Source organism: Psychrobacter sp. T6-4, assembly GCF_052258425.1.
In the GTDB taxonomy this organism is placed as follows: Bacteria; Pseudomonadota; Gammaproteobacteria; order Pseudomonadales; family Moraxellaceae; genus Psychrobacter.
In genome coordinates this window covers 77,104-99,998 of record NZ_JBQQEZ010000002.1, presented here as the reverse complement: position 1 = coordinate 99,998, position 22,895 = coordinate 77,104, and the positions used below count along the sequence as shown (strand labels likewise).

The following is a 22,895-nucleotide window of genomic DNA, read 5'->3' as shown; positions in this document are numbered from 1 at the left end:
AGATAGTATCAAAAAACCAACTAAGTCCATGCGTTCGCATAAATTTTAGACAATAAAAAACCCTTACAAGTCAATGACTGTAAGGGTTTGAATATGGTGGGCCCAGTAGGACTTGAACCTACGACCAAAGGATTATGAGTCCTCTGCTCTAACCAACTGAGCTATGGGCCCTAACGGTAGACGGATAATGATACATCATTTTTTTTAATTTTCAAGTAAAAGATAGCAAGATACGCGCTTTGATTGACATATTTTCTTTATTTAAGACTTTAGCGAGTGCCTCCTGCTAAGGTCAATCGGCGACCACCGTCAACGTTGATAATCTCGCCTGTGATATAACTTGCCTTTGCCAAAAATAATACCGCTTCTGCGATATCCTCAGGTGTGCCAACTCGCTGTATAGGGATAGAGGCCACAATGCGCTGCTGGTGATCTAGATCAATAGCTTGATCACTATCGGCATCAGGTAAGATATTGACCCCAGGCGCGACACCATTGACCCTTATATCAGGAGCAACTTCCAATGCCAGTGACTGTACCAGCATCTGGTGTGCAGCTTTTGCCATATTATAAACCGTATAACTGTTAAAAGGCTTATTTTGAGCATGAATATCGAGCAGACTGATGATACAGCCTTGCTGTTGTTTGAGATAAGGCAGTAATGCTTGGCTTAAAAATAGCGGAGCTTTGGCGTTAGTTAACAGCAGCTCGTCCCACTGCGCGCTATCAATAGTGCCGATTGGAGTTGGGTAAAAGCGTGAAGCGTTGTGAACGAGTACGTCAAGCTGCCCAAAAATGCTAATGACGTCTTGTACGAACTGATTAAGTAAACCATTATCATTAATGATGGCTAAGTCTGCCATAATAACTGCGGCAGTATTAGGACGAACATCATTAAGCTTAGCAGCTAGCATTTGTGCTTCTATTTTGCTGTGATGACAGTGAATAATAACGCGGTAGCCTCGCGTATGGGCAGCTTCAATAATAGCGGCACCAATGCGCTTAGCACTGCCAGTGACTAGCATGACAGGCGTTTCATTAGGTTCTAAACGGGTTGTATCAATCATAACGTTTATGCTTTTAAATGTTCTATACGCGCTTGGCGTAGCGCTTCACCAATTGCTGCGCCTTTATGATCAGGCGAGATGTCTTGTATACCGATAGCGTGGAAGCTACCGAGCGCCAGCATCATGTCTCGATGAGCTATAGCTAATTGCAACACATGAGCGGTAACTAGTAATTGCGAGAGCTTAGCGGGGTCTTTGTGCGCGCTACAGGCTTGAATCAGATCAATCTTTTGCGCGGCATCTAGCTCGTTTACTGCTCTTAACTTATCGTTTTCGGCAATAAAAAGGCTAGCAAACTGGGTTTGTGCTTTGGGGACTTTTGCACTGTTACCTATGCTGACGATGTCCTGCGCGGCAGTAGAGTTAGTTAACTTGATATCGAATGATTGCGAAGCTAGACTACTCATCAATAATGCCCAGCGCTGTGACAAATTAAGTTGCATCTGCGCGGCAAAATATAGCGCAGTTTGCACCGTTTCTCTTATTTGCCCATCACCCCAAGCCTCATGTAGAGGTGTAAAGTAGGGCGTCAATGCGCCAAGCTCAAATAACTGCTGCCAATAGATTTGCGGTGAGGATTGCATCATAGCACGGCTCGACTCTTGCCAAATACGCTCCGCACTTAAATGCTCAAGCTCACCTGAGGCGACCAATTGCTGCATTAAGGTCAATGTCTCATCAGCGATGCTAAAACCATAGTCATAATAGCGACTATAAAAACGCGCGACACGTAGTACCCGCAGAGGATCCTCACTAAACGCCGCTGACACATGGCGTAGTACCTTGTCCTTGATATCATCAAGGCCACCATAATAGTCGACCACGTCTCCTGTGAGAGGGCTGTCATCGAATAAGCTGATCACTTGTATCGCCATAGCATTGACGGTCAAGTCGCGGCGCTGTAAGTCATCGAATAAGGTGACATCAGGGCTGGCATGAACGCTAAAACCTTGATACCCATGACCTTGCTTGCGCTCGGTACGAGCAAGGGCATACTCTTGCTGGCTTGTAGGGTGCAAAAATACAGGAAAATCTGCACCGACCTGCAAAAACCCAGCGGCAATCATCTCATCAACAGTGGCACCAACCACAACAAAGTCTTTGTCTTTAATTGGGCGTCCTAAGAGCTGATCGCGTACCGCACCACCGACGAGATAAACTTGCATGACAACCTCACATTAATGTAATCAGTAAAAAACCAGTCAACACTACATAAGCATTGACTGGTTTGAGTATAACAGACGCTATTTTAGACTATAACGCTTTTTGTACGTCTTCCAAATCTATTGCTTCAGTAACTGCAAGGGCAGTCATATTGACGATACGGCGCGCTGTCGCTGATGGCGTCAAGATATGCACAGGCTTATTTGCACCTAACAAGATAGGGCCGATAGAGGCACTACTGGTTGCGGTTTTAAGCAAATTAAAGGCAATGTTTGACGCATCAAGCGTTGGCAAAATTAGCAGGTTAGCAGAGCCTTTTAGCGGGCTTGATGGCATATCCTCTAAGCGAATATTCTCGTCTAAAGCGGCATCGCCTTGCATCTCGCCTTCAAACTCAAAGTTAACATTCATATCGGTTAGGATCTGATAGACCTTGCGCATCTTCACAGCACTTGCGCGGTCTGAGGTACCAAAATTAGAATGTGATAGCAGAGCTACTCTTGGTGTGATACCAAAGCGGTGCAACTGATCGACCGCCAAGATAGTCATCTCAGCCAATTGCTCTGCTGTTGGGTCTTCATGAATATAGGTATCGGCGATAAAGATATTGCGATTTTGCATGAGGATTACGTTCATCGCATAAAAGTCGCTGACGCCTTCTTTTTTGCCGATGACGCTTTGTACATAATCAAGGTGCAACTGATAATGGCTAAAGGTACCACAGATCATACCGTCTGCATCACCATTATTAACAAGGAGCGAGCCGATCAAAGTAGTTTTACGGCGTACGTCACGGCGAGCAAGCTCGATACTGACGCCGCGGCGCTTGTTTTGTTCATAGTAGCCCATCCAGTAATCTTTATAGCGAGGATCATCATCTGGATTGACGATGGTAATGTTGACACCTTCTTTGAGACGTAGGCCGAGCTTTTCGATATTGTTTTCGATAACAGAGGGACGACCAACCAAGATAGGCTGCGCTAAATGTTCATCGACGACGACCTGAACGGCTAGAAGTACGTTTCTATCCTCGCCCTCACAATAAACAATGCGTTTAGGATCTGTTTTTGCACGTGCAAAGATAGGCTTCATTACAAACGCTGAGTTGTACACGAATTCTGATAGACGCTGACGATAGGCATCAAAGTCATCAATAGGCAAAGTTGCTACGCCTGAATCCATAGCCGCTTGAGCAACAGCTGGGGCAATCTCGATAATAAGGTTGGGCTCAAGGGCACCTGGAATGAGATAATCACGGCCAAAGCGCTTGATATTATCAATGCTCTTGACATTGCTCATTGGTGTCGCTTCAACGTGTGCCATAGCAGCGATTGCACGTACGCAGGCAACTTTCATCTCTTCGTTAACTGTAGTTGCGCCGACATCGAGTGCTCCGCGAAAGATATAAGGGAAGCATAAGGCATTATTGACCTGATTGGGATAATCTGAGCGACCTGTTGCCATAATGACATCTGGACGTACCGAATGTGCAAGCTCTGGCATGATCTCAGGCGTGGGGTTAGCTAGAGCAAAGATAATAGGGTCTAGCGCCATGCGTAGAACCATCTCAGGGCTTAAGATACCAGGCATCGATAGGCCGATGAACATATCGACATCATCCATCACCTCATCGATGGTAGTGGCGTCGGTATCTCGAGCATAGCGCTGCTTTGATTCATCCAAATTCTCACGGCTGGTGCTGATGATACCGCGTGAGTCCGAGACAAAGATATTGTTTACATCAACGCCAAGTGCTGTGATGATATCCAAGCAAGAGATAGCTGCTGCGCCTGCACCTGAACAGACGATCTTGATGTCTTCAATCTTTTTATTGGTGATAATAAGGGCGTTGAGCATAGCAGCGGCAACGATAATTGAGGTGCCGTGTTGGTCATCATGAAATACAGGAATGTTCATGCGCTTACGCAGTTCGCGCTCAATCTTAAAGCACTCTGGTGCCTTGATGTCTTCTAGGTTAATACCACCAAATGTAGGCTCAAGCGAGGCTACTGCTTCGATAAATTTATCAGGATCATTTTGGGCAATCTCTAAGTCGAATACATCGATACCCGCAAACTTTTTGAACAAAACCCCTTTACCTTCCATAACAGGCTTTGAGGCAAGTGGACCGATATCACCTAGACCAAGTACCGCAGTACCATTAGTTATGACGCCAACCAAATTGCTACGGGCTGTATATTTGGCCGCTAAGGTAGGGTCTTTTTCAATCTCAAGACAAGGAACGGCAACGCCAGGAGAATAAGCCAATGCAAGATCACGCTGGTTTGCTAACTGCTTGATAGGCGTGACCGATATTTTACCCGGTCTTGGGAACTCATGGTAATGCAGCGCCGCTTGTTCAAACTGTTGTTTTTCCGATTCTATTTGGATATCGTCTTTCATAATAATGGCCATGGTTGTCATAAATGGAGGTTAAAAAGGGGAGCGCTATCAACCTAAAACTAAGCTGATAAAAAGATCATTTTGAGCAAAAGCATCTGCAACGCAAGCAGCTTATACTGCGGGCAGCGCATAAAATAGTTATTCTAGCATCAAAGGCAATTGACTTCCTAGTAAACCTGGGCGAAAGTTACCAATCTAAAAGTAATGTCAATGACAACTTTTTTGTAGGATGTATACGCTAGATTTGATAATCTAAGTGGTTAGTTAAGATGAGCAGCTAATAGGCAGTTGCGGCGCATCAGGAGCAGGCGGACGCGTATCAAGATCAGTGGCAATATCTTGCACCTCAAATGGGTTGGCAAGCAAATGGTACAAACGCGCAACCTCATCAAATTGCCCTTGCTCAGCGGCCGTAATTGCCCGCTGCGCCATATCATTACGCAGAACATAAACAGGGTTATTACCCTTTAGCTCTAAAATAACTTGCTCAACTGCACGCTCAGAGTGCGTTAAATACTCTAAATAACGCGCTGACCACTCTTGCCACACCTCTACAGCTTGAACCGATAACTCAGCCTGCATGGTACTCAGTAATTGCGCCTCAAAAGGATGATCATCTGGCGCAACCAACGCCAACAAAGCCCGAAAGCTATTGGTATAGTCAAGGGTGTTATCTTCGATAAAGGTCATAAATTCAAAAGCGAGACTTAAACTCTCAGAACTATGCGCTATACCTAGCTTGCGGCACAGGCCTTGCTGGTAATGCTGCATAAAGACGGTTTCATAAGGCGCTAGGCACTCACCTAGCATCTCACGTGTAACATTCAGGCGCATAAAGTGCGGCAACCAAACATTGAGGTTCCAGTAGCCAATAGCAGGCTGATTTTGATAAGCATAGCGCCCGGTATGATCAGAATGATTGTTGATCCAGCCAGGATTAAAGCGCTCCATAAAGCCAAATGGACCAAAATCGAGCGTACTACCAGTAATCGACAGATTGTCAGTATTCATAACGCCATGAGCAAAACCGATCAATTGCCAGTCAGCGATCATGCGCGCAGTGCGCTCGACGACGGCGCCTAAGAACGCCACTATCGGCTGATCTTGCTCTCGGCACTCAGGGTAATAGGTGTCAATCATATAATCTGTAAACTCGCCTAGTAGCTCAGGGGCGTAGCTGGTAATCCACTCAACGTGACCTAAACGAATATGGCTATCTGCCACTCGCATTAACGCTGCGCCCGCCTCCATACGCTCACGGCGTACTGGCGTCTCGGACACCACAAACCCTAAAGCATTAGAAGCAGCAACGCCAAGCGCACTAAAAGCATGACCGCACAGATACTCACGAATCGTACTACGCAATACCGCGCGCCCATCCCCCATACGCGAGTAGGGCGTAAGTCCAATACCCTTTAAGTGCAAATCTTGTAATTGATCGTTATTATCAATGACTTGCGCCATGAGAAGCCCGCGCCCATCACCCAATTGTCCTGCCCACTGCCCAAACTGATGACCAGCATAGGCCATAGCTAGGGGCTCAAAACCCTCTGGCACGTAGACGCCGCCGATAATCTCAACCCAGCGCGCCATCAAGTCCTCATCATCACTAAAACCTAACTGATCGGCGACTTGATGATTAAAATGTCCTGCTGTTGGGTTTTTAAGCGCTGTTGGCGGCTGGCGATGATAAAGGCGCGGATCTAAAGTAGCATAAGTGTTTTGATAACGCATAGAGTCTATTCCTATTAAGACTTGCTAAGAGTAAGCAAGCTTGAGATATAACGCTACTATAGCATAGCGCTATAAAGCAGCTAACGTAAAAAATGAGCGTCGCCACATTCAAACAAAAAAAATCCCTTCATCTATGACAGATAAAGGGAAGGAGAAAACGATAAATTATCAAGCAGTGATTGCGCTTTTTAAATAAGGACTTGCGCGGCTCTTATTTAAGCCGCTTTGGCGCTATGACCGATAGAACGAAAAGCGGTCTTTAGATTGCTATTATGCTCAAGGATACGCTGTTCAACTTTGGCATATTCGTGCTTGAGCTTATCGTCCACTTCATGCAAGCGATCAGCAAATTCTGTCTTTTTCATTTCAACCGCTTTAGCTTTGAGCGCCTGCCACTCTTCAACTGTTTTGGTAAAGGCGTCGTATTCAAACTTGATGCGATCTTGGAATTTTTGCATGGCATGCGGAATATCGATACCGCCGGCATTGATCTCATCAATCTGCTGCTGGGCACGCTTAAACTGCATTTTGACTTCAGCATGTTTGATTGTCGTATCATCAACTCGGCGCAGATCCGTAGTCAGACCCACTTTTGATAGCGCAGTGATCATCCATTTGGTAGGATCGTACTGCCACCATTTAACACCATTACGATAATCATACTGGAAGAAATGGTGGTAGTTATGATAACCCTCACCCCAAGTAAAGATCGCTAAGAAAAAGTTATCACGCGCGGTGTTGGTATCAGTATAAGGACGTGAGCCAAACATATGACATAGGGAATTGATAAAAAAAGTGAAGTGATGAGTCAGTACTAAGCGTAGCAAACCTGCTAGCACTAGCGTGCCCCAAACATCACCGATCAACCAACCTACTGCGGCTACCATAGCAACGTTAGTCGCTAGTACCCATAGACCATAGTACTTATGCTGAATTTGCAATACTTTATCTTTGGTTAAGTCAGGTATGTTTTTATAATCAAAACGTCCACTTGGATAATTGCGCAGCATCCAGCCAATATGGCTAAAGAAAAACCCACGCTTGGCTGAATAAGGGTCTTCCATACGATCATCGACATGACGATGGTGAGTGCGGTGACCCGATACCCAATCAAAAGCTGAGCCTTGTACCGCAAGAGTGGCGCCAAGAAGTAAAAACTTCTCAACGACAGGATGCGCTTTGTAAGCACGATGCGCCAAAAGGCGGTGGTAGCCGCCCGTGATGCTCATACCCGTCCAGACCATAAAGGCACCAAATACGCCCCAAACTGGCGCGCTCACTTGATGAGTGAGTAAGTACCATGGCGTAATAACGGCTGCTGCAATCGGCGTCGCTATCAAGAATATCGCTGGCACTAAGTTAATAGGCGATTTTTTGAATTCAAGCTCAAGGGGATCTACATTCTCGATGTCACTATTAAAAGCAATCTCTTGCCCGCCTTGTGCGTTAGCAGAATTATGCGCCGTATCCGCTCTGTTACTATCGAGCAGAGTCTTAAAGCGTGTCGCTTGCAATCCTGCGGTCTGAATGAGTGTATCGCCAGATTGAATGGCAAGACGTAAACCTTTAAGAGGCAAGCCCAGTGCTTTTTTTAAAATCATAAATTATTCCTGATAGGATTGATTTCGATGCCCTATATTACCCTATATCGACAGTAAAGTGAACAGGTATACACTATAAAAATATTGCTAAATAACAATAACTTGTATGAATTAAAAGCGATATTTATGTAAATATGAGCCAAGCTGTCGCTCTTGACATAATCGTGTAAGTATTACCTCAAATATGTAGCTTTATAAAGCTACAATTAAGTTCGGTAATGATTTTAAGAGGTGCTATAAAAAAAGCGTTGGTACATCAGTGACAATAACATCAACTTGCCACTCAACGAGCTGCTGCACACTATCAGCGTCATTGACCGTCCAAGCTGTCACAGGCAAGCTATGACGGTGACTGTGCTCAATAATGGCAGGCGTGATTAGCGGATAGTGAATACCCAATTGTGTACAGCCTAGCTGCATAGCAGTCGTTGGCGCAAGAGGCAAAAAGCTTGGCGTACGCGTGAGCAGTCCTCGCGGTATTTGTGATAATGAGTTGTGCCGCTGCAAGTGGGCTAAAAGCTGCCGATCAAAACTGGTCAGTACAATCGGCAAGCTAGCAAGCGCCGTACCTACCAAGTCACGCGCTAATGCGGCAACAAGCTTGCTATAGTTGGTGCGGTCATGGGTCTTTATCTCAAGCTCAATATGGCTAAATTGAGTAAGAATAGGAGAAACAGTATTCAAGGTGCTAGCCTGAGTACTTGCAAATACTCCTATTGGCTTAGTTGACGGCTTTGAGAGTGAACCATGTATAGATGCTAATTTAGATACAGGCTTAGACGGCAGAGGCAAAGCTTGCGAGAGCATAGCCAGTGTCAAGATTTGATGCCCCGATTGCAACTGGCGGGCAATCTCATTTAAGCTGAGCTGATCAATACGAGATTGCACGCCGCAAAGACGCTCAAGTGTATCATCATGAAAGACCACCAGATGACCGTCGCCACTAAGCTGTACATCAAATTCAACACCAGCTAGCCCGCGCGCTTGCAAACTGCGCGCGCGCTGGAAACCTGACAAGGTGTTTTCTAGTATCTCGCTACCTGCGCCGCGATGACCAACGAGGCGAGTACGGTTGAGCTTTGGTATCTGTATCATAAGCCTCAAGCCCTTTATTATCGATTATATGACGATATATTTTGCCCATACTATCTTCATCTATCTTATATAAGTCGATTTTAAAACGTTCAAAATATTCCTAAGGGTTTGTTATGTTTTTGCAACCAAAACCGACTTTCGCGCTGATATGGATGTTTTAGGTGCGTATTGATGATGTACAGTAATGACCATCTTAGGTAAACACCGTATAATGACGTATTTTTTACGGCTATTTATTTTAGTATCAATAGAGCAATGTCGATCGACAATCAACAAAGCAGGAGCAATGCAAATATGAGCGTAGCAAACAGCATAGAGTTTAAGTGGCAGCATGTGGCAGGTATTAGTCTAGTATGCGGACTTGCGCTCGCAGGTTGTAGCCGCTCAGATGAGGAGACAGTAGAGGTAGCCGAAGAACCTGTCGTTGTCGAAGAGACGACGCCTGTGATCAGTTGCGACAACCCTATGGTACAAGATCGCCTAAAATCTGCGCTTAGAAACACGTTGAATCAGCAAGCTCAAACGCTCGCTGCAAGCTATGCTAACGAGGCTCAAATTAGTTTAAGTAGTGCAACTATTACCAGTAAAGTGAGCGGTATTTTGATCGATGTGCAAAATACAGCTGTGCTACAAGAGACTAATGACAATGGCATGACGACTTGTCAAGCGAGCGTCAGTATGACTCTGCCAAGCGAAGATCTGTATCTTGCCAGTCAGTTGCAGGCTGCTAATAACCAGCCAAGCTTGCAGACGCGCCTTGCGCAAAATGATATCCGTATCAACAATAACATGCTCGTTGATAATGCCTTTACTTATGTCGTTGGTACTCAAGGCGGACAAGTACAGACACGTATCGCAGGGCAGCCTGCTATGGTGGGCATAGTCGCTGATGTCATCGCTGGGTCTACTTTGACCACAGCTATGAGCGAGCTTCAAGCCCAGCGCGCCGCCCAAGAAGAAGCACGCCGTCGCCGCGCGCAAGCACAAGCAGCCGAAGAGGAGCGTGCCCGCCAAGCGGCTCGCCAAGCAAGACAACCAGCGATAGCAACGCCGCCTGCGCCTGCTGTAAAGCCAGCAACTGCGCCAACTATTAATACAGACAATAACCAAGTTGCGGTTGAACCAGGTACTAGTGCTACGTTACCCGCCACGCCTACTGCACCAAAAGCAGTTCCTAAAGATGAAACTATTGATATGATAATCGTAGAAGACGAGAGCGCTACTTACTAACCTAACTTGCTCGTCTTAATAGACTTAATAAAAAGCGCCTACGACATCGTAATGTTATAGGCGCTTTTTGATATGATCCAGTTCTATTTTTGCAGGTCATCAAACACTTGTAGTACCTGCGGATTCCATAGCACTTCTGAGACTTGGCTTGAGTCAGTACAAAAGCGGGCGGCGACAAACAGCCAGTCAGATAATCGATTGACCAGACTGACCGCACTATGACTCATTGCTTGGGGACGCAGCTCCCTTAGCATGACCGCTTGACGTTCCGCACGGCGGCAAACAGTGCGAGCGACATGCAATTGACTCACCAGCACTGAACCTGTCGGTAAAATAAAGTCTTTAAGCGGCGGCAACGTGCTATTCATCGTATCTATTTGCTGCTCTAACCATTCTACATGAGCGCCGCTAATACCTTGGTACTCAGGCATCGCAAGCTCGCCGCCGATATTGAACAGTAAGTGCTGCACGATGACGAGTGCCTGCGCAAAATCCATGTCTTTTTGCTCATTTAGGCGCTCAGGCAGTTTGTCTTGCATTTGTGCCAATTGTGCACGTGCCAGTCCGATGTGAGAGTTGAGCTCATCTATATCGCCCATGACACCAAACAGAGCATCTGCCTTACTCATTCGGCTGCCATCAGCCATGCCCGTACTGCCATTGTCACCAGTACGGGTATAAATCTTGGTTAAGCGATTACTCATTGATACTTCCTTAAATGCGTTAATGCGTTGGGTAAATAGTCTTAGATTTGCCGCTATTGTAGTATTTTAGCGTCTTTTTAGCTAAGATAGAGTGTTATGTATTCACAAATAAAAAACGCTAAAATTTTATACTTTTGATCCATTATTAAATTTAAAAGGGCTCTTGTATTATGACCACACCACTCAGTGATGTTAAGTCCACTCTTGTTATTTATGATTCACTTAGCGCATCCAAACAAGTCTTTACCCCTTTAGTTGAAGGACAGATCAGTCTATATGTGTGCGGCATGACAGTTTATGACTATTGTCACATTGGGCATGCACGAGTGATGGTAGCGTTTGATATGGCAGTGCGCTGGATGACGCAATTGGGCTACAAGGTCAACTACGTGCGTAATATCACTGATATCGATGACAAGATCATTACCCGCGCGCGCGAAAACGATGAAGATATAAGTGCCTTAACGCAGCGTTTCATAGAGGCTATGCATAAGGATGCGGCGTCACTTGGCTGCAAGATGCCTGATAGCGAGCCGCGTGCGACCGATCATATTGATGAGATGCAGCAGATGATTGAGACGCTAATCACTAAGGATTATGCGTACGCGGTAGACCAAGGTGACGTGTACTATGCGGTAGATAACTTTGCAGGCTATGGCAAATTGTCCAAACGTCATTTGGAGGATATGCAAGCAGGCCTGCGAGTACAGGTTGATACTGACAAGCGCAATCCTTTTGACTTTGTACTGTGGAAGGCGGCAAAACCTGATGAGCCGCAATGGGCGTCTGCCTGGGGACAAGGGCGTCCTGGTTGGCATATTGAATGCTCAGCGATGTCGACCAAATGCCTAGGCAATACTTTTGATATTCATGGCGGTGGACATGATTTGCAATTCCCGCATCACGAAAACGAGATTGCTCAGTCAGAGGCGGCGACAGGCTGCGAGTACGCGCGCAACTGGATGCACGTTGGCTTTATCAATGTCGATGGCGAAAAGATGTCAAAGTCGCTCGGTAACTTTTTTACTATTCGAGAAGTCACTGCAAAATATCATCCTGAAACCGTACGCTTTTTCTTGTTATCAAGTCACTACCGCAGCCAAGTGAATTTCTCAGACGTTGCTTTAGATGAAGCACATAATAGCCTAAGCAGACTCTATCACACCCTCAAAATTACCGAGCAAAAGCGAGGAGCTGATTTAGTCGTCAAGGATCAAGACATTGACAGGGCTTATGCTAGTGACAGTGGTCACCGTTTTACCACTGCCATGAATGATGACTTCAATAGCTCAGCGGCTATCAGTGAGCTATTCGTGCTAGCACGTAGTATTAATAAGCTGATAAAAGCAGAGGATATCACAGGCGCATGGCAACAAGCACTTGAGCTTAAAGCACTCGCGCAAGTTTTAGGGTTATTGCAGCAGCCTGTTACTCAGTTTTTGCAAGCGGCTATCGGTGAGCAGACCGATGACGCGCTTAGCGATGCTGTGATTGAGGATCTAATAGATCAGCGCAATACTGCAAAAGCAGACAAACAATATGCTCGAGCAGATGAGATACGCGATCAATTAAAAGAGGCGGGTATAGAGCTTGAGGATGCGCGCTCTGGTACGACTTGGCGCCGCGCCTAAAAGTATCGGCAATCGCTTTAATACTGATCTGTCTATAAAGACGGTATTTATTTCAAGTACGTAAACTAACAAATAAAGTCGGCACTATGCTGGCTTTTTTTTGTGTACTGCTTTAGCGTATCTACATACTAAATGGTTAGATAATCACTATGCATAATCACAAAAACGTATTAAAAAACAAAGCAAATGTAAGTTGCCAATCCTCTGTAAGTACTCGATCTATTACCACACTAATAAGTAGCGATCAGCACACAGCTAAGGGATATTCGTTTGCTTTAAAACAACTGCTAGTCATTTTTGTGATTATGCTACTTGCGCCCTTATCTTATGCTGCTAGTACAGACAAAGCCGCTGCGCCAAACGCTTCAACCTCGCAAGCTGAGGACACGCCAGATGGCTTTGTAGAGTATGCCGCTCAGCAAATTGATACGCTACAAGAAGACGGTATCGATTTTCCTGATTCAGTCAATGAACTGGTTGAATCATCGGATCAAAAAGCCCTGCAGCAAGTCGGTCAGATGCAAGGTGATGTGGCACTTAGTGGCGAGTATAACGCCAATTACTACGTTTTAGATGAGCTCAATTCTGGACTACCTGCGCTATCGACGCCTGCAAATCTGGCGACCCCTTTATCCACCTTGGAGTTTTTTCAATCTGCGATAATGAAGCAGCAGTACGATCTAGCTGCGCAAGCGCTTAATCTAAATCTGTTTGATGAAAACACGCAAGCGAGCAGGGGTGTTGAGTTATCAAGGCAACTGGACTTTTTGCTGAGCAAAAAACAGCTCTATGTCTTTGATGATCTACCAGATCGTCCAGATGGTTTGGTAGAGCCGCCACTGGGTAATAGCAGTAGTATCAACGGTATCCCGCGCCGCTCTATTTTGCTAGGTTACATGGATTATCGTGAGCGCCAAGTACCTATCTTTATTCAGCGCGTACGCGTTAAGGATAACGCTCCTGTCTGGGTATTTTCAGCGCAAACGGTTGATAATATTACTAACCTGTATGATCAATACCAGCCAGCGGAGTTTGAGCGCTACCTGCCGCCTGTCATGACTCTTAGGATGCTGGGTATTGCCATATGGGAGTTTTTAGCTTTAGCGTTTTTCTTTATTTTGACTTTGAGCCTTGGTTGGTTGCTAAGTAAAATTACAGGAAAGCTCATTAACTGGTACGTTGATGATGACCAAGAAACCCCGCAGACAGGTGGCGAGAAAAGCCTAACTGATATGATTAGTAAGCTTACCGTACCGCTCACCTTTACGATCAGCTTCTCTTTAGTCTTTACCTTAGTATCAGGCGGCTTTCCTTACGTCGAGGCGATTGCTACTGCAACCAGACCTTTGGTGTGGGTGGGACTGGTGCTCAGCGCAGTATGGCTTGGTATTCGAGTTATTCATTTTTTTGCCAATCGATATAGAGACTTACAAATCGATGGTCTCGCTGACGATGAGTACAATACTTATCGCGTGCGCATGACCTATTTGTCTATCTTTCGACGGGTCTTTATCTTTGTTATGATTTTGGGTAGTTTTTGGATTGGGCTAAGCGAGTTTACCAATATCGAAGGCTTAGGTAAGACGCTGCTGACCTCAGCTGGCATTGCAGGTGTGGTACTTGGCGTTGCTGCGCAGCCAACTTTGGGTAATATTATAGCGGGCATGCAGGTCGCTATCACTCAGCCTGTCCGTATCGGTGATACAGTTATGATGGAGGGTGATTGGACAAATATTGAAGATTTGCGTTATACCTACGCGGTGCTAAAGACATGGGATGAGCGCCGCTTGATCGTACCGATGCGCCACTTTGTCACCCAAATCGTAGAGAATTGGTCGCACACTGAGTTCCATCAAACTTGTGTGGTTTACTTATACGTGGATTATGGCGTGGACGTTGAGGCTATACGCCAAAAATTTATCGAATTGGTCAAAGACCATGACCTTTGGGATCAAGAGACAGAGCCTGCCATGCTCGTAGTCTCTGTTGACGAAGACACCATTAAGCTGCGTGGAGCGCTGGCCTCTGATAGTCCGCTAAATGCATGGACGCTGGAATGCGACGTTCGTGAGCAAATGCTTACTTATCTAAATGAAGAGCAAAAAGAGTATCTACCTGCTGAGCGTATTACTTTTAAATAGTATTACCGCAAGTTGAATAAGTGATAAGAAATTTATCATGTGGAACTAGGTATTATTTGCTATAATGTGGCGTTATTTTTAAGGGACAGCTGAGAGCGCAGTACCTGAATATGATGCCGCATTGGCGTGATTGACAGATTATCTCAAGCGCCCACTCATCAAGATAACCACCACTAGGGGTATGTATGTTACGTATTGTCGATGAAGCTTTGACCTTTGATGACGTTTTATTGTTACCAGCCTATTCTGAGATCCTACCAAAAGACGCCAGTCTATCCACTCGCTTGACCCAAAACATCACTCTAAATCTGCCACTGATATCCGCAGCAATGGATACGGTTACTGAGTCTGAGATGGCGATTACCATGGCGCAGCTTGGCGGCATTGGCATCTTGCACAAGAGCATGGATATCGATAAGCAAGCGACTCAAGTGCGACGCGTTAAAAAGTTTGAAGCAGGTACGGTCGTCGATCCGATTACCGTTCATCCAGAGATGACCATTGGTGATTTGCTGCGTCTAACCGAAGACAATAATATCTCAGGTGTCCCTGTAGTCGAAAAAGGCACGGATAAAGTGGTCGGTATTGTGACTCACCGTGATTGGCGTTTTGAGACCAACCTGTCTCAGCCAGTTAGCCAAATTATGACGCAAAAAGATCAGCTCGTTACTGTACAAGAAGGCGAGAGCAACGAGAATATTAAAAAGCTATTACATGAGCATCGTATCGAAAAAGTCATCGTTATCGATGATGACTTTCGTTTGCGCGGTCTTATCACCGTCAATGACTTCGCCAAAGCTGAAAACAATCCTAATGCCTGTAAAGATGAAAAAGGACGTCTGCGTGTAGGCGCGGCAGTTGGTACGGGCGCAGATACTGAGGCACGAGTTGAAGCTCTAATCGCCTCCGACGTTGATGTCTTAGTCGTAGATACCGCGCACGGTCACTCAAAAGGCGTCATCGATAAAGTCTCGTGGATCAAAAAAACATTTCCTCATATTCAAGTTATTGGCGGTAATATCGCAACAGGTGATGCAGCAAAAGCCCTACGTGATGCAGGTGCTGATGCGGTCAAAGTCGGTATTGGCCCAGGCTCTATCTGTACCACTCGCATTATCGCGGGTATCGGTGTCCCGCAGATCTCTGCTATCGATAACGTCGCAAGCGCTCTACAAAACAGCATTCCACTTATTGCTGATGGTGGTATTCGCTATTCAGGCGATATGGCAAAAGCTATTGCAGCGGGTGCATCATGCATCATGGTTGGCTCATTAATGGCAGGAACTGAAGAGGCGCCAGGTGAGGTTGAGTTATTTCAGGGCCGTTATTACAAAGCCTACCGCGGTATGGGGAGCCTGGGCGCAATGTCAGGTCAAAACGGCTCCTCTGATCGCTACTTCCAAGATGCCAAAGACGGTGTTGAAAAACTAGTACCAGAGGGTATTGAAGGCCGCGTCCCTTACAAAGGCCCTGTCGCTGGTATCGTCAATCAGTTGGTTGGCGGTTTGCGCTCTTCAATGGGTTATACAGGCTGCGCAAGTATCGAAGATATGCGCACTAAACCGCAGTTCATCAAAGTGACCTCTGCTGGCATGAAAGAGTCGCATGTGCATGATGTGCAAATCACTAAAGAAGCGCCAAACTATAGAGTGTAGGTTTATTACCTGATAAATAGCGGGCGTAAAAATCACCTATTTGTACAATATAATAGTAGCACCAAGCGGTTAATGCGCTATGATTAACTAAACCTAAAAAGCCAACAATGCTAATTCGTTGTTGGCTTTTTTTTACAAAATAATTTATTGAGTAGACAGATGTGGTTTTATTCAATATCTTGTACGTTATCGTAAATATAAGAAAAAGGACACAAAGGCAATGAGCTACTTTGGCACAGATGGTATTCGAGGCAAATTTGGACAACTGCCCATTACTCCAGATTTTATTATGAAGTTAGGCTATGTCACCGGTCGCGTGCTGGTCGAGGGTAATGTTAACCCTGCACGTAGACCTAGCGTGATCATCGGTAAAGACACAAGGCTCTCAGGCTATGTGATTGAAGGAGCATTGCAAGCAGGATTTAATGCCGCGGGCGTCGACGTTCATATGCTAGGCCCATTACCGACGCCAGGTATCGCTCACTTAACGCGTAGCTTCAACGCGGCAGCTGGCGTAGTCATATCTGCCTCACATAACCCTTATTATGATAACGGTATCAAGCTATTCTCCGCTGATGGCAAAAAACTCTCTGATGAGGTACAAGATGCTATCAATGATAAAATGAAAGCGATCATGGAGACGGATGATGAGGTGCCGATGCCTATTCATGACCCTGCGCAGCTAGGCAAAACCAGCCGTATTAATGATGCTAAAGGTCGTTATATCGAGTTTTGTAAAGGCAGCTTTCCTTATCAGTATGATCTCAGTGATATCACCGTTGTCGTCGACTGCGCTAATGGGGCCGGTTATAGCGTCGCGCCTCGCGTATTGCGCGAGCTTGGCGCTAACGTCATTGCAATGCATCATACGCCTGATGGTATGAACATCAACGCCGATTGCGGCTCGACTCATCCTAAAGGGCTGCAACAGGCGGTTATAGATCACAACGCAGATGTTGGTATAGCGCTAGACGGTGATGGTGACCGTATCGTTATGGTCGATGATCAGGGCAAGCTGGTAGACGGCGACGGTATTATTTATGTGCTTGCCACTCAGGCGCAAAATAAAGCTGATGGCGTCGCAGGGACGCTGATGAGCAACATGGGATTGGAGCTGGCGCTACAAGAACATGGTATTGCGTTTAGCCGTGCTAAAGTAGGTGACCGTTATGTCATGCAAGACTTGGAGGCTAATGGCTGGATACTCGGCGGTGAGCCATCAGGGCATATCTTGTGTTTAGATAAGAGCCGTACAGGAGATGCTATTATAGCAGGTCTGCAAGTTTTGGCTGTGATGAAAGCGCAAGACAAAGCATTGAGCGAGTTGACTGATGGCTTTAATTCTCTGCCACAAAAACTGGTCAATGTGCGTCTGTCTGATATGAAAGACCCGTTTGAATATGAGGAGTTGGTCGCAGAGTTTGACAAAGCGCGTGCAACGCTCAAGGGCCGCGGTCGTCTACTTATTCGTCAATCAGGTACTGAGCCTATGATTCGAGTCATGGTTGAATCTGATGACGAGATAGAGTGCGATGTCATGGCAAACGATTTGGCAGATAAAATCAAAGCCGTATTGGGCTAACTATAAAACAGCTAAAAAAGGATGAATCATGAGCATGGATTTTACCGATCAACGTTTATCTTACGAAAAAGGTGAGCTGGATCAAAACGATATACCAGCGTCGCCACTTGAGCTACTCAAAACATGGATGAGTCAAGCACTTGAACAAAAGGTACAAGAGCCCTATGCGATGAGTTTGGCAACTTGTGGCACTGATATGAAACCTAGCGTACGCATCGTTTTGCTGCGTGAGATTACTGACACAGGCGTCATCTTTTATACCAACTACGAGAGCGCTAAGGGCGCGGATATAAAAGAGAACCCTAATGCTGAGGTATTGTTTTTTTGGCATGAGCTGGAGCGTCAAGTGCGTATTAGTGGCGCTATCGCTAAGATAGCAGCGGATAAATCTGCAGCTTATTTTCAAAAGCGTCCGCATGACAGTCAAGTTGGGGCATGGGTTAGCGAGCCGCAAAGCGGCGAGGTAGTTAATCGTGCGGTTATGGAAGAGCGCTTTGAGCAACTAAAAACCGATTATCCTGAAAACGTGCAAGTGCCTACGCCCAAGTTTTGGGGTGGTTATGAGATTACTATTGAAAAGATTGAGTTTTGGCAGGGGCGCGCCAATCGTATGCACGACCGTATTGTCTATACTAAAGGTGATGACGCCGATTGGAGTACCAAACGTTTATTGCCGTAAACGCGCAATAGCTTAAGTTTTAAAAGTATAACTTAAGGTTTAAAAGTATAAATAGCCTAAGTCAATCTTGGGCTATTTTGGGTTTATACTTAACTTTGTTGATCCTTTGCATTATTATTTTTTTAATTTAAACTGTAAAAGCATACGATTTAACGCCATGGGTAAATAAAAATATACGGAGAGCAAAATGGATTTTGCTAGTATTACCGCGCCTAAAGCGCCGAGCGCTTGGCTCGATATGGACGCCCTTGATCATAATATCGCACTGGTCAACCAAAAGTCCCAAGCGGTCAATCTACGCTTGGCTACTAAGTCTATTCGCTCTATCGATGTCCTAAACTACATTAAAGACAACTCTCCTAACTTTATTGGTCTTATGTCCTATGCGGCTGATGAATCAGTTTATTTGCTTGAGAATGGCTTTGACAATATTCTTTGTGCTTATCCGGCACTAGATATGATCAGCGTGGCTAACACCTTTGAGTACACTAAAAATGGCGCGACCATGATATGGATGGTGGATCGCCCTGAGCATGTTGATGCGCTCAATCAAATAGCTAGATCGCATGGCGTCAAGGTCGATGTCTGCTTCGATATCAATATGTCGATGTCACTGCCCAAATTATATTTTGGTACTAAGCGCTCGGCCTTAATGACTAAAAAGGCGGTTAAAGCCTTACTTAAACATATCAAAAAATCAGCCCATGTGAATCTCGTTGCGGCAATGGGTTATGAGGCGCAAATTGCAGGCGTCGCTGAGTATGTACCGGGTAAAACGTTATTGACACCAGCTATCAAGCTCCTCAAAAAACGCTCAAAAAAGCAAGTCATCCAGCGCCGCGGCTCAATCGTCAAGTGGTTAAAAAAGCAAGGCTATCCGCTAGCGCTTGTCAATGGCGGTGGTAGTGGTAGTATCGACTTTACCGCAAGCCAGCCTGAAATTACCGAAATCACCGTAGGCTCAGCCTATTATAAGCCGGCGTATTTTGATTATATGGAGAGTATGGGCGGCTTTCAGCCAGCAGCAGGATTTGTACTGCCAGTCACGCGCCAGCCTGAAAAAGGAGTTGTTACTTGTCATGGCGGCGGCTTTATTGCCTCTGGTGCAACAGGAGTAGATAAAGCGCCTGTGGTGCATTATCCACCTGGTCTAACCATACGAGAAGAGGAAGGGTTCGGCGAGGTGCAAACCCCTATGAGAGTAGAGAAACCACTTGCAAAGAATATCAACATTGGTGACGCGGTCTGGTGCCGTCATGCCAAAGCCGGCGAGCTATGTGAGCATTTCAATACGCTTATTTGCTACAGTGATGACGCAGTACAGTTGATGACCACCTACCGCGGAGAGGGCAAATGTTTTCATTAAGGCAGTGGCACGGCAATAGTAACTGGCAAAACTGGGTGGGTTACGTCACAGCAGAGCCTGAGCAAAAGCTTGCGCCATCTTCGGTTGCAGAGTTACAAGATATTATCAAAAGCGCAAGGCGCAATAATAAGCGCGTCAGAGTGACGGGTGCGGCGCATTCCTTTAGTGGCTGCGCCAAACCTGAAGAGATTGCTATCAGTCTGCACAATATGCGCGGGCTTATCTCGGTAGATACTGAGGCCAAGCTCGCAACTATGCACGCAGGAACCTATCTATACGAGATTGGCAAGGCTTTAAAACAGCATGGTCTGGCACTAGAGAATATGGGGGATGTGCAAGCACAGACCATCGCAGGCGCTGCTAGTACGGCGACGCATGGTACAGGGCTGACCCTTGGCTCTATCGCCAATCAGGTCGTGGCTTGGGAGTGGGTCGATGGCACAGGGGAGGTGCACACTCATCAGCGCGGTAATCCACAAACAGATGAGCTAGGCAATGCCCTCCATGCTAGCCTTGGTATGCTAGGCGTCTTTACTAAATTAACGCTAAAAGTCGTGGACTTATATGGGCTGCAAGAACGCAACGAAGTGCTTGATTTTGAAGAGGGGTTGGCAAGGTTCGATGATACGGCGCATGCTCATCGGCATTTAGAATGGTTTTTGTTTCCAGGCACCAATAAATTGCAGCAAAAAACCTTGTCAGTCATAGAGCCAAAACCGATGAGCAGTACGCAAAAGCTCAAAGATAAATTTGATAGCGCGGTCACCCTTAATGGCGCTTTTTATGTGCTATGTGAGCTGGCAAGGATGAAACCGTCACTCACGCAAAAGGTGAGTCAAATATCAGCAAGCTCTATTCCAAATACCAAGCGTGAGGGCTATAGCTATGAAGTGTTTCCAACACCGCGCGGGGTCAAATTTAACGAGTCAGAATATTTTATTGCCCTCTCAGATTTTGAGGCATGTATCACTGAAATCAACGATATATTGCTCAAGGACAATAAAGGCTCGCACTTTCCGATAGAGGTGCGCACCCATAAGGGTGAGACTGGCATGCTAAGCGCAACTCAAGGTGAGGACTGTGCGGTACTGTCCTTTCACGTCTACAAAGGGATGGACTCTGAGCCTTTATTTGACTGGCTATACGAGTATATGAAAAAGTGGCAGGGTCGTCCGCATTGGGGTAAAGTCAATAAGCTTAGTCATGTTGAGCTACAACATTTATACCCCAAACTTGATCAGTTTTTGCAGATTCGCCATGAATATGATCCAGACAATGTATTTATGAATCGCTGGCTTGAACAAAAATTCTTGGGTCATGCCTCTTCTTAAATGATTTTAATCTACAGAACTAAATTGCAAAATAAAAAAAGCGATCTATGACAGATCGCTTTTATTTAATGACTTACGCTAAATTACTGTTTGCTATGACTATTACTTTGACTCATCATAATTGGCTTCTAAGCGCATTGTACGCTGATAGCTATCTAAGCTCGCTAATTGCATCGCGTAGTCTTTGATATGCGGATAGTCATCTAACTCATCATTTTTTGCTAGCATAATTAAATCAAACGACAACATAAAATCAGCGCCAGAGAGCTTATTGCCAACGATAAACGCTTTGCCTTTAACTTCGTCATTTAGGTAGCCAAGCAGCTTGTGTTTCTCAGCTGCAATGTAACCATTTAAGAACTTGCTATCGGTGATACCTGCCTTTGTCGTAAACAACTCAAGCAACAAAGGCACCATCAGCGAGCTTTCGGCAAAATTAATCCACTCAAGATAGCGACCATAATCACTGCTATCTGTTGCAGGGCGCAAACGCTCAGGCGCAAAACGCTCAATTAACAACTCAGTGATGGCACCAGACTCTGTGACCACTTCACCATCGATTTCGATAACCGGCGATTTGCCAAGCGGATGAACTGATTTTAAACTATCGGGCGCAAGGTTGGTCTTGGCATCGCGCTGATAACTTATCACTTCGTAAGGCTCGCCGAGCTCTTCAAGTAGCCAAAGAATACGCAAAGAGCGCGAGCGATTAAGATGATGTAAGCGAATCATAGTGTTAACCTTTTAATAGTGTTGAGCTTTTAATTTTGTACAGATGAATCAAAAACGAAGTCTAACCCTGAAGTTTGGTAATCAGACGTTTAGCGGCTTCTTCTGATGACGCTGGGTTCTGACCTGTAATAAGAAGACCGTCTTCGACCACAAACGATTCCCAATCAGCTGCTTTTTCATAGTTGCCGCCGTTGGCTTTTAGCGCATCTTCTACTAAGAAGGGCACGACATCGGTTAGACCAACTGCGTCTTCTTCCGTGTTGGTAAAGCCCGTTACCGTTTTACCTTTCACTAAGTACTCGCCATCAACCTTGACGTTTTTGAGTGCAGCAGGAGAATGACAGACAAAGGCAACTGGCTTATCTTGCTTGACAAAAGTTTCGATTAAATCGATAGAATCTTTATCAACTGCCAAATCCCATAATGGGCCATGACCGCCTGGATAAAATACAGTATCAAAGTCTTGTGCTTTTACGTCAGCCAGTTTTTTGGTGTTAGCAAGATGCTCTTGTGCCTCTTTATCATCTTTAAAACGCTTAGTATCTTTAGTTTGATTATCGGGCGTATCACTACCTGGATCTAGCGGCGGCTGACCACCCGCTGGCGAGGCTAGCGTAACGTCTGCACCTGCATCAAGAAAAGCATAATAAGGAGCGGCAAATTCTTCTAACCAAAATCCCGTTTTTTTACCTGTATCGCCTAATTCATCATGTGAAGTGAGTACCATTAAAATATTCATAGTTATCCTTAGATTGTTTGTTGTTTAACTAAGTGCTACTT

General features: G+C 45.5%; 17 protein-coding genes and 1 tRNA gene. 8 read left to right on the top strand and 10 right to left on the bottom strand.

The window, feature by feature from the left end; all coding sequences use genetic code 11:
* Window positions 1-94 precede the first annotated feature (94 nt).
* The 7 genes from ACTXGE_RS02190 to ACTXGE_RS02160 form a co-directional block, all read right to left on the bottom strand.
* Window positions 95-171 (bottom strand) — tRNA-Ile (locus ACTXGE_RS02190).
* A 98-nt stretch (window positions 172-269) separates the two neighbouring features.
* The gene (locus tag ACTXGE_RS02185; RefSeq protein WP_317199304.1) at window positions 270-1,067 is read right to left on the bottom strand and encodes a pteridine reductase; all 798 of its coding nucleotides are present in this window, start codon (window positions 1,065-1,067) and stop codon (window positions 270-272) included.
* 5 nt (window positions 1,068-1,072) lie between these two features.
* Window positions 1,073-2,233, bottom strand: a complete 1,161-nt coding sequence (locus ACTXGE_RS02180; RefSeq protein ID WP_435950843.1) for a tRNA nucleotidyltransferase — start codon at window positions 2,231-2,233, stop codon at window positions 1,073-1,075.
* 88 nt (window positions 2,234-2,321) lie between these two features.
* Window positions 2,322-4,646, bottom strand: coding sequence for an NADP-dependent malic enzyme (locus ACTXGE_RS02175; RefSeq protein WP_443560261.1), 2,325 nt, complete (start codon window positions 4,644-4,646; stop codon window positions 2,322-2,324).
* 252 nt (window positions 4,647-4,898) lie between these two features.
* A complete protein-coding gene (locus ACTXGE_RS02170; RefSeq protein WP_435950845.1) occupies window positions 4,899-6,368 on the bottom strand; it encodes a protein adenylyltransferase SelO in 1,470 nt (489 codons plus the stop codon).
* A gap of 215 nt (window positions 6,369-6,583) precedes the next feature.
* On the bottom strand, window positions 6,584-7,969 hold the full coding sequence (locus ACTXGE_RS02165; RefSeq protein ID WP_435950846.1) for an acyl-CoA desaturase: 1,386 nt from the start codon (window positions 7,967-7,969) through the stop codon (window positions 6,584-6,586).
* Between the two features lie 234 nt (window positions 7,970-8,203).
* Window positions 8,204-9,064 (bottom strand): glycerophosphodiester phosphodiesterase, encoded by an 861-nt coding sequence (locus ACTXGE_RS02160; protein WP_435950847.1) that lies wholly within the window; start codon window positions 9,062-9,064, stop codon window positions 8,204-8,206.
* A gap of 294 nt (window positions 9,065-9,358) precedes the next feature.
* Between ACTXGE_RS02160 and ACTXGE_RS02155 the strand changes: the two genes are divergently transcribed.
* Window positions 9,359-10,294 carry a hypothetical protein gene (locus tag ACTXGE_RS02155; RefSeq protein ID WP_435950848.1) on the top strand — a complete coding sequence of 312 codons (936 nt, stop codon included), beginning with the start codon at window positions 9,359-9,361 and terminating at the stop codon, window positions 10,292-10,294.
* Window positions 10,295-10,377: 83 nt separating this feature from the next.
* On the opposite strand, the gene ACTXGE_RS02150 is transcribed toward ACTXGE_RS02155, so the two are convergent.
* Window positions 10,378-10,998: a cob(I)yrinic acid a,c-diamide adenosyltransferase gene (locus ACTXGE_RS02150; RefSeq protein WP_435950849.1), complete on the bottom strand. Its 621-nt coding sequence runs from the start codon at window positions 10,996-10,998 to the stop codon at window positions 10,378-10,380.
* 170 nt (window positions 10,999-11,168) lie between these two features.
* On the opposite strand from ACTXGE_RS02150, the gene cysS reads away from it, so the two are divergent.
* From cysS to ACTXGE_RS02115, 7 genes are all read left to right on the top strand, one after another.
* Window positions 11,169-12,629 (top strand): cysteine--tRNA ligase, encoded by a 1,461-nt coding sequence (gene cysS, locus ACTXGE_RS02145; RefSeq protein WP_443541571.1) that lies wholly within the window; start codon window positions 11,169-11,171, stop codon window positions 12,627-12,629.
* A gap of 305 nt (window positions 12,630-12,934) precedes the next feature.
* The gene (locus tag ACTXGE_RS02140) at window positions 12,935-14,770 is read left to right on the top strand and encodes a mechanosensitive ion channel family protein (protein WP_443541569.1); all 1,836 of its coding nucleotides are present in this window, start codon (window positions 12,935-12,937) and stop codon (window positions 14,768-14,770) included.
* Between the two features lie 185 nt (window positions 14,771-14,955).
* Entirely contained in the window at window positions 14,956-16,425 is a 1,470-nt protein-coding gene (gene guaB / locus ACTXGE_RS02135) for an IMP dehydrogenase (protein WP_435950852.1), read from the top strand.
* A 220-nt stretch (window positions 16,426-16,645) separates the two neighbouring features.
* Window positions 16,646-18,007, top strand: a complete 1,362-nt coding sequence (gene glmM / locus ACTXGE_RS02130) for a phosphoglucosamine mutase (protein ID WP_443541568.1) — start codon at window positions 16,646-16,648, stop codon at window positions 18,005-18,007.
* A 34-nt stretch (window positions 18,008-18,041) separates the two neighbouring features.
* Window positions 18,042-18,686 (top strand): pyridoxamine 5'-phosphate oxidase, encoded by a 645-nt coding sequence (pdxH, locus tag ACTXGE_RS02125; RefSeq protein ID WP_435951027.1) that lies wholly within the window; start codon window positions 18,042-18,044, stop codon window positions 18,684-18,686.
* A 187-nt stretch (window positions 18,687-18,873) separates the two neighbouring features.
* Window positions 18,874-20,052 carry an alanine racemase gene (locus ACTXGE_RS02120; RefSeq protein ID WP_443541566.1) on the top strand — a complete coding sequence of 393 codons (1,179 nt, stop codon included), beginning with the start codon at window positions 18,874-18,876 and terminating at the stop codon, window positions 20,050-20,052.
* Window positions 20,040-21,383 (top strand): D-arabinono-1,4-lactone oxidase, encoded by a 1,344-nt coding sequence (locus ACTXGE_RS02115; protein WP_443541564.1) that lies wholly within the window; start codon window positions 20,040-20,042, stop codon window positions 21,381-21,383. Before ACTXGE_RS02120 ends, ACTXGE_RS02115 begins: the two co-directional genes overlap by 13 nt.
* 102 nt (window positions 21,384-21,485) lie before the next feature.
* On the opposite strand, the gene ACTXGE_RS02110 is transcribed toward ACTXGE_RS02115, so the two are convergent.
* Window positions 21,486-22,115 carry a glutathione S-transferase family protein gene (locus tag ACTXGE_RS02110; RefSeq protein ID WP_443541562.1) on the bottom strand — a complete coding sequence of 210 codons (630 nt, stop codon included), beginning with the start codon at window positions 22,113-22,115 and terminating at the stop codon, window positions 21,486-21,488.
* A gap of 61 nt (window positions 22,116-22,176) precedes the next feature.
* Window positions 22,177-22,854: a type 1 glutamine amidotransferase domain-containing protein gene (locus ACTXGE_RS02105; protein WP_435950856.1), complete on the bottom strand. Its 678-nt coding sequence runs from the start codon at window positions 22,852-22,854 to the stop codon at window positions 22,177-22,179.
* Window positions 22,855-22,895 lie beyond the last annotated feature (41 nt).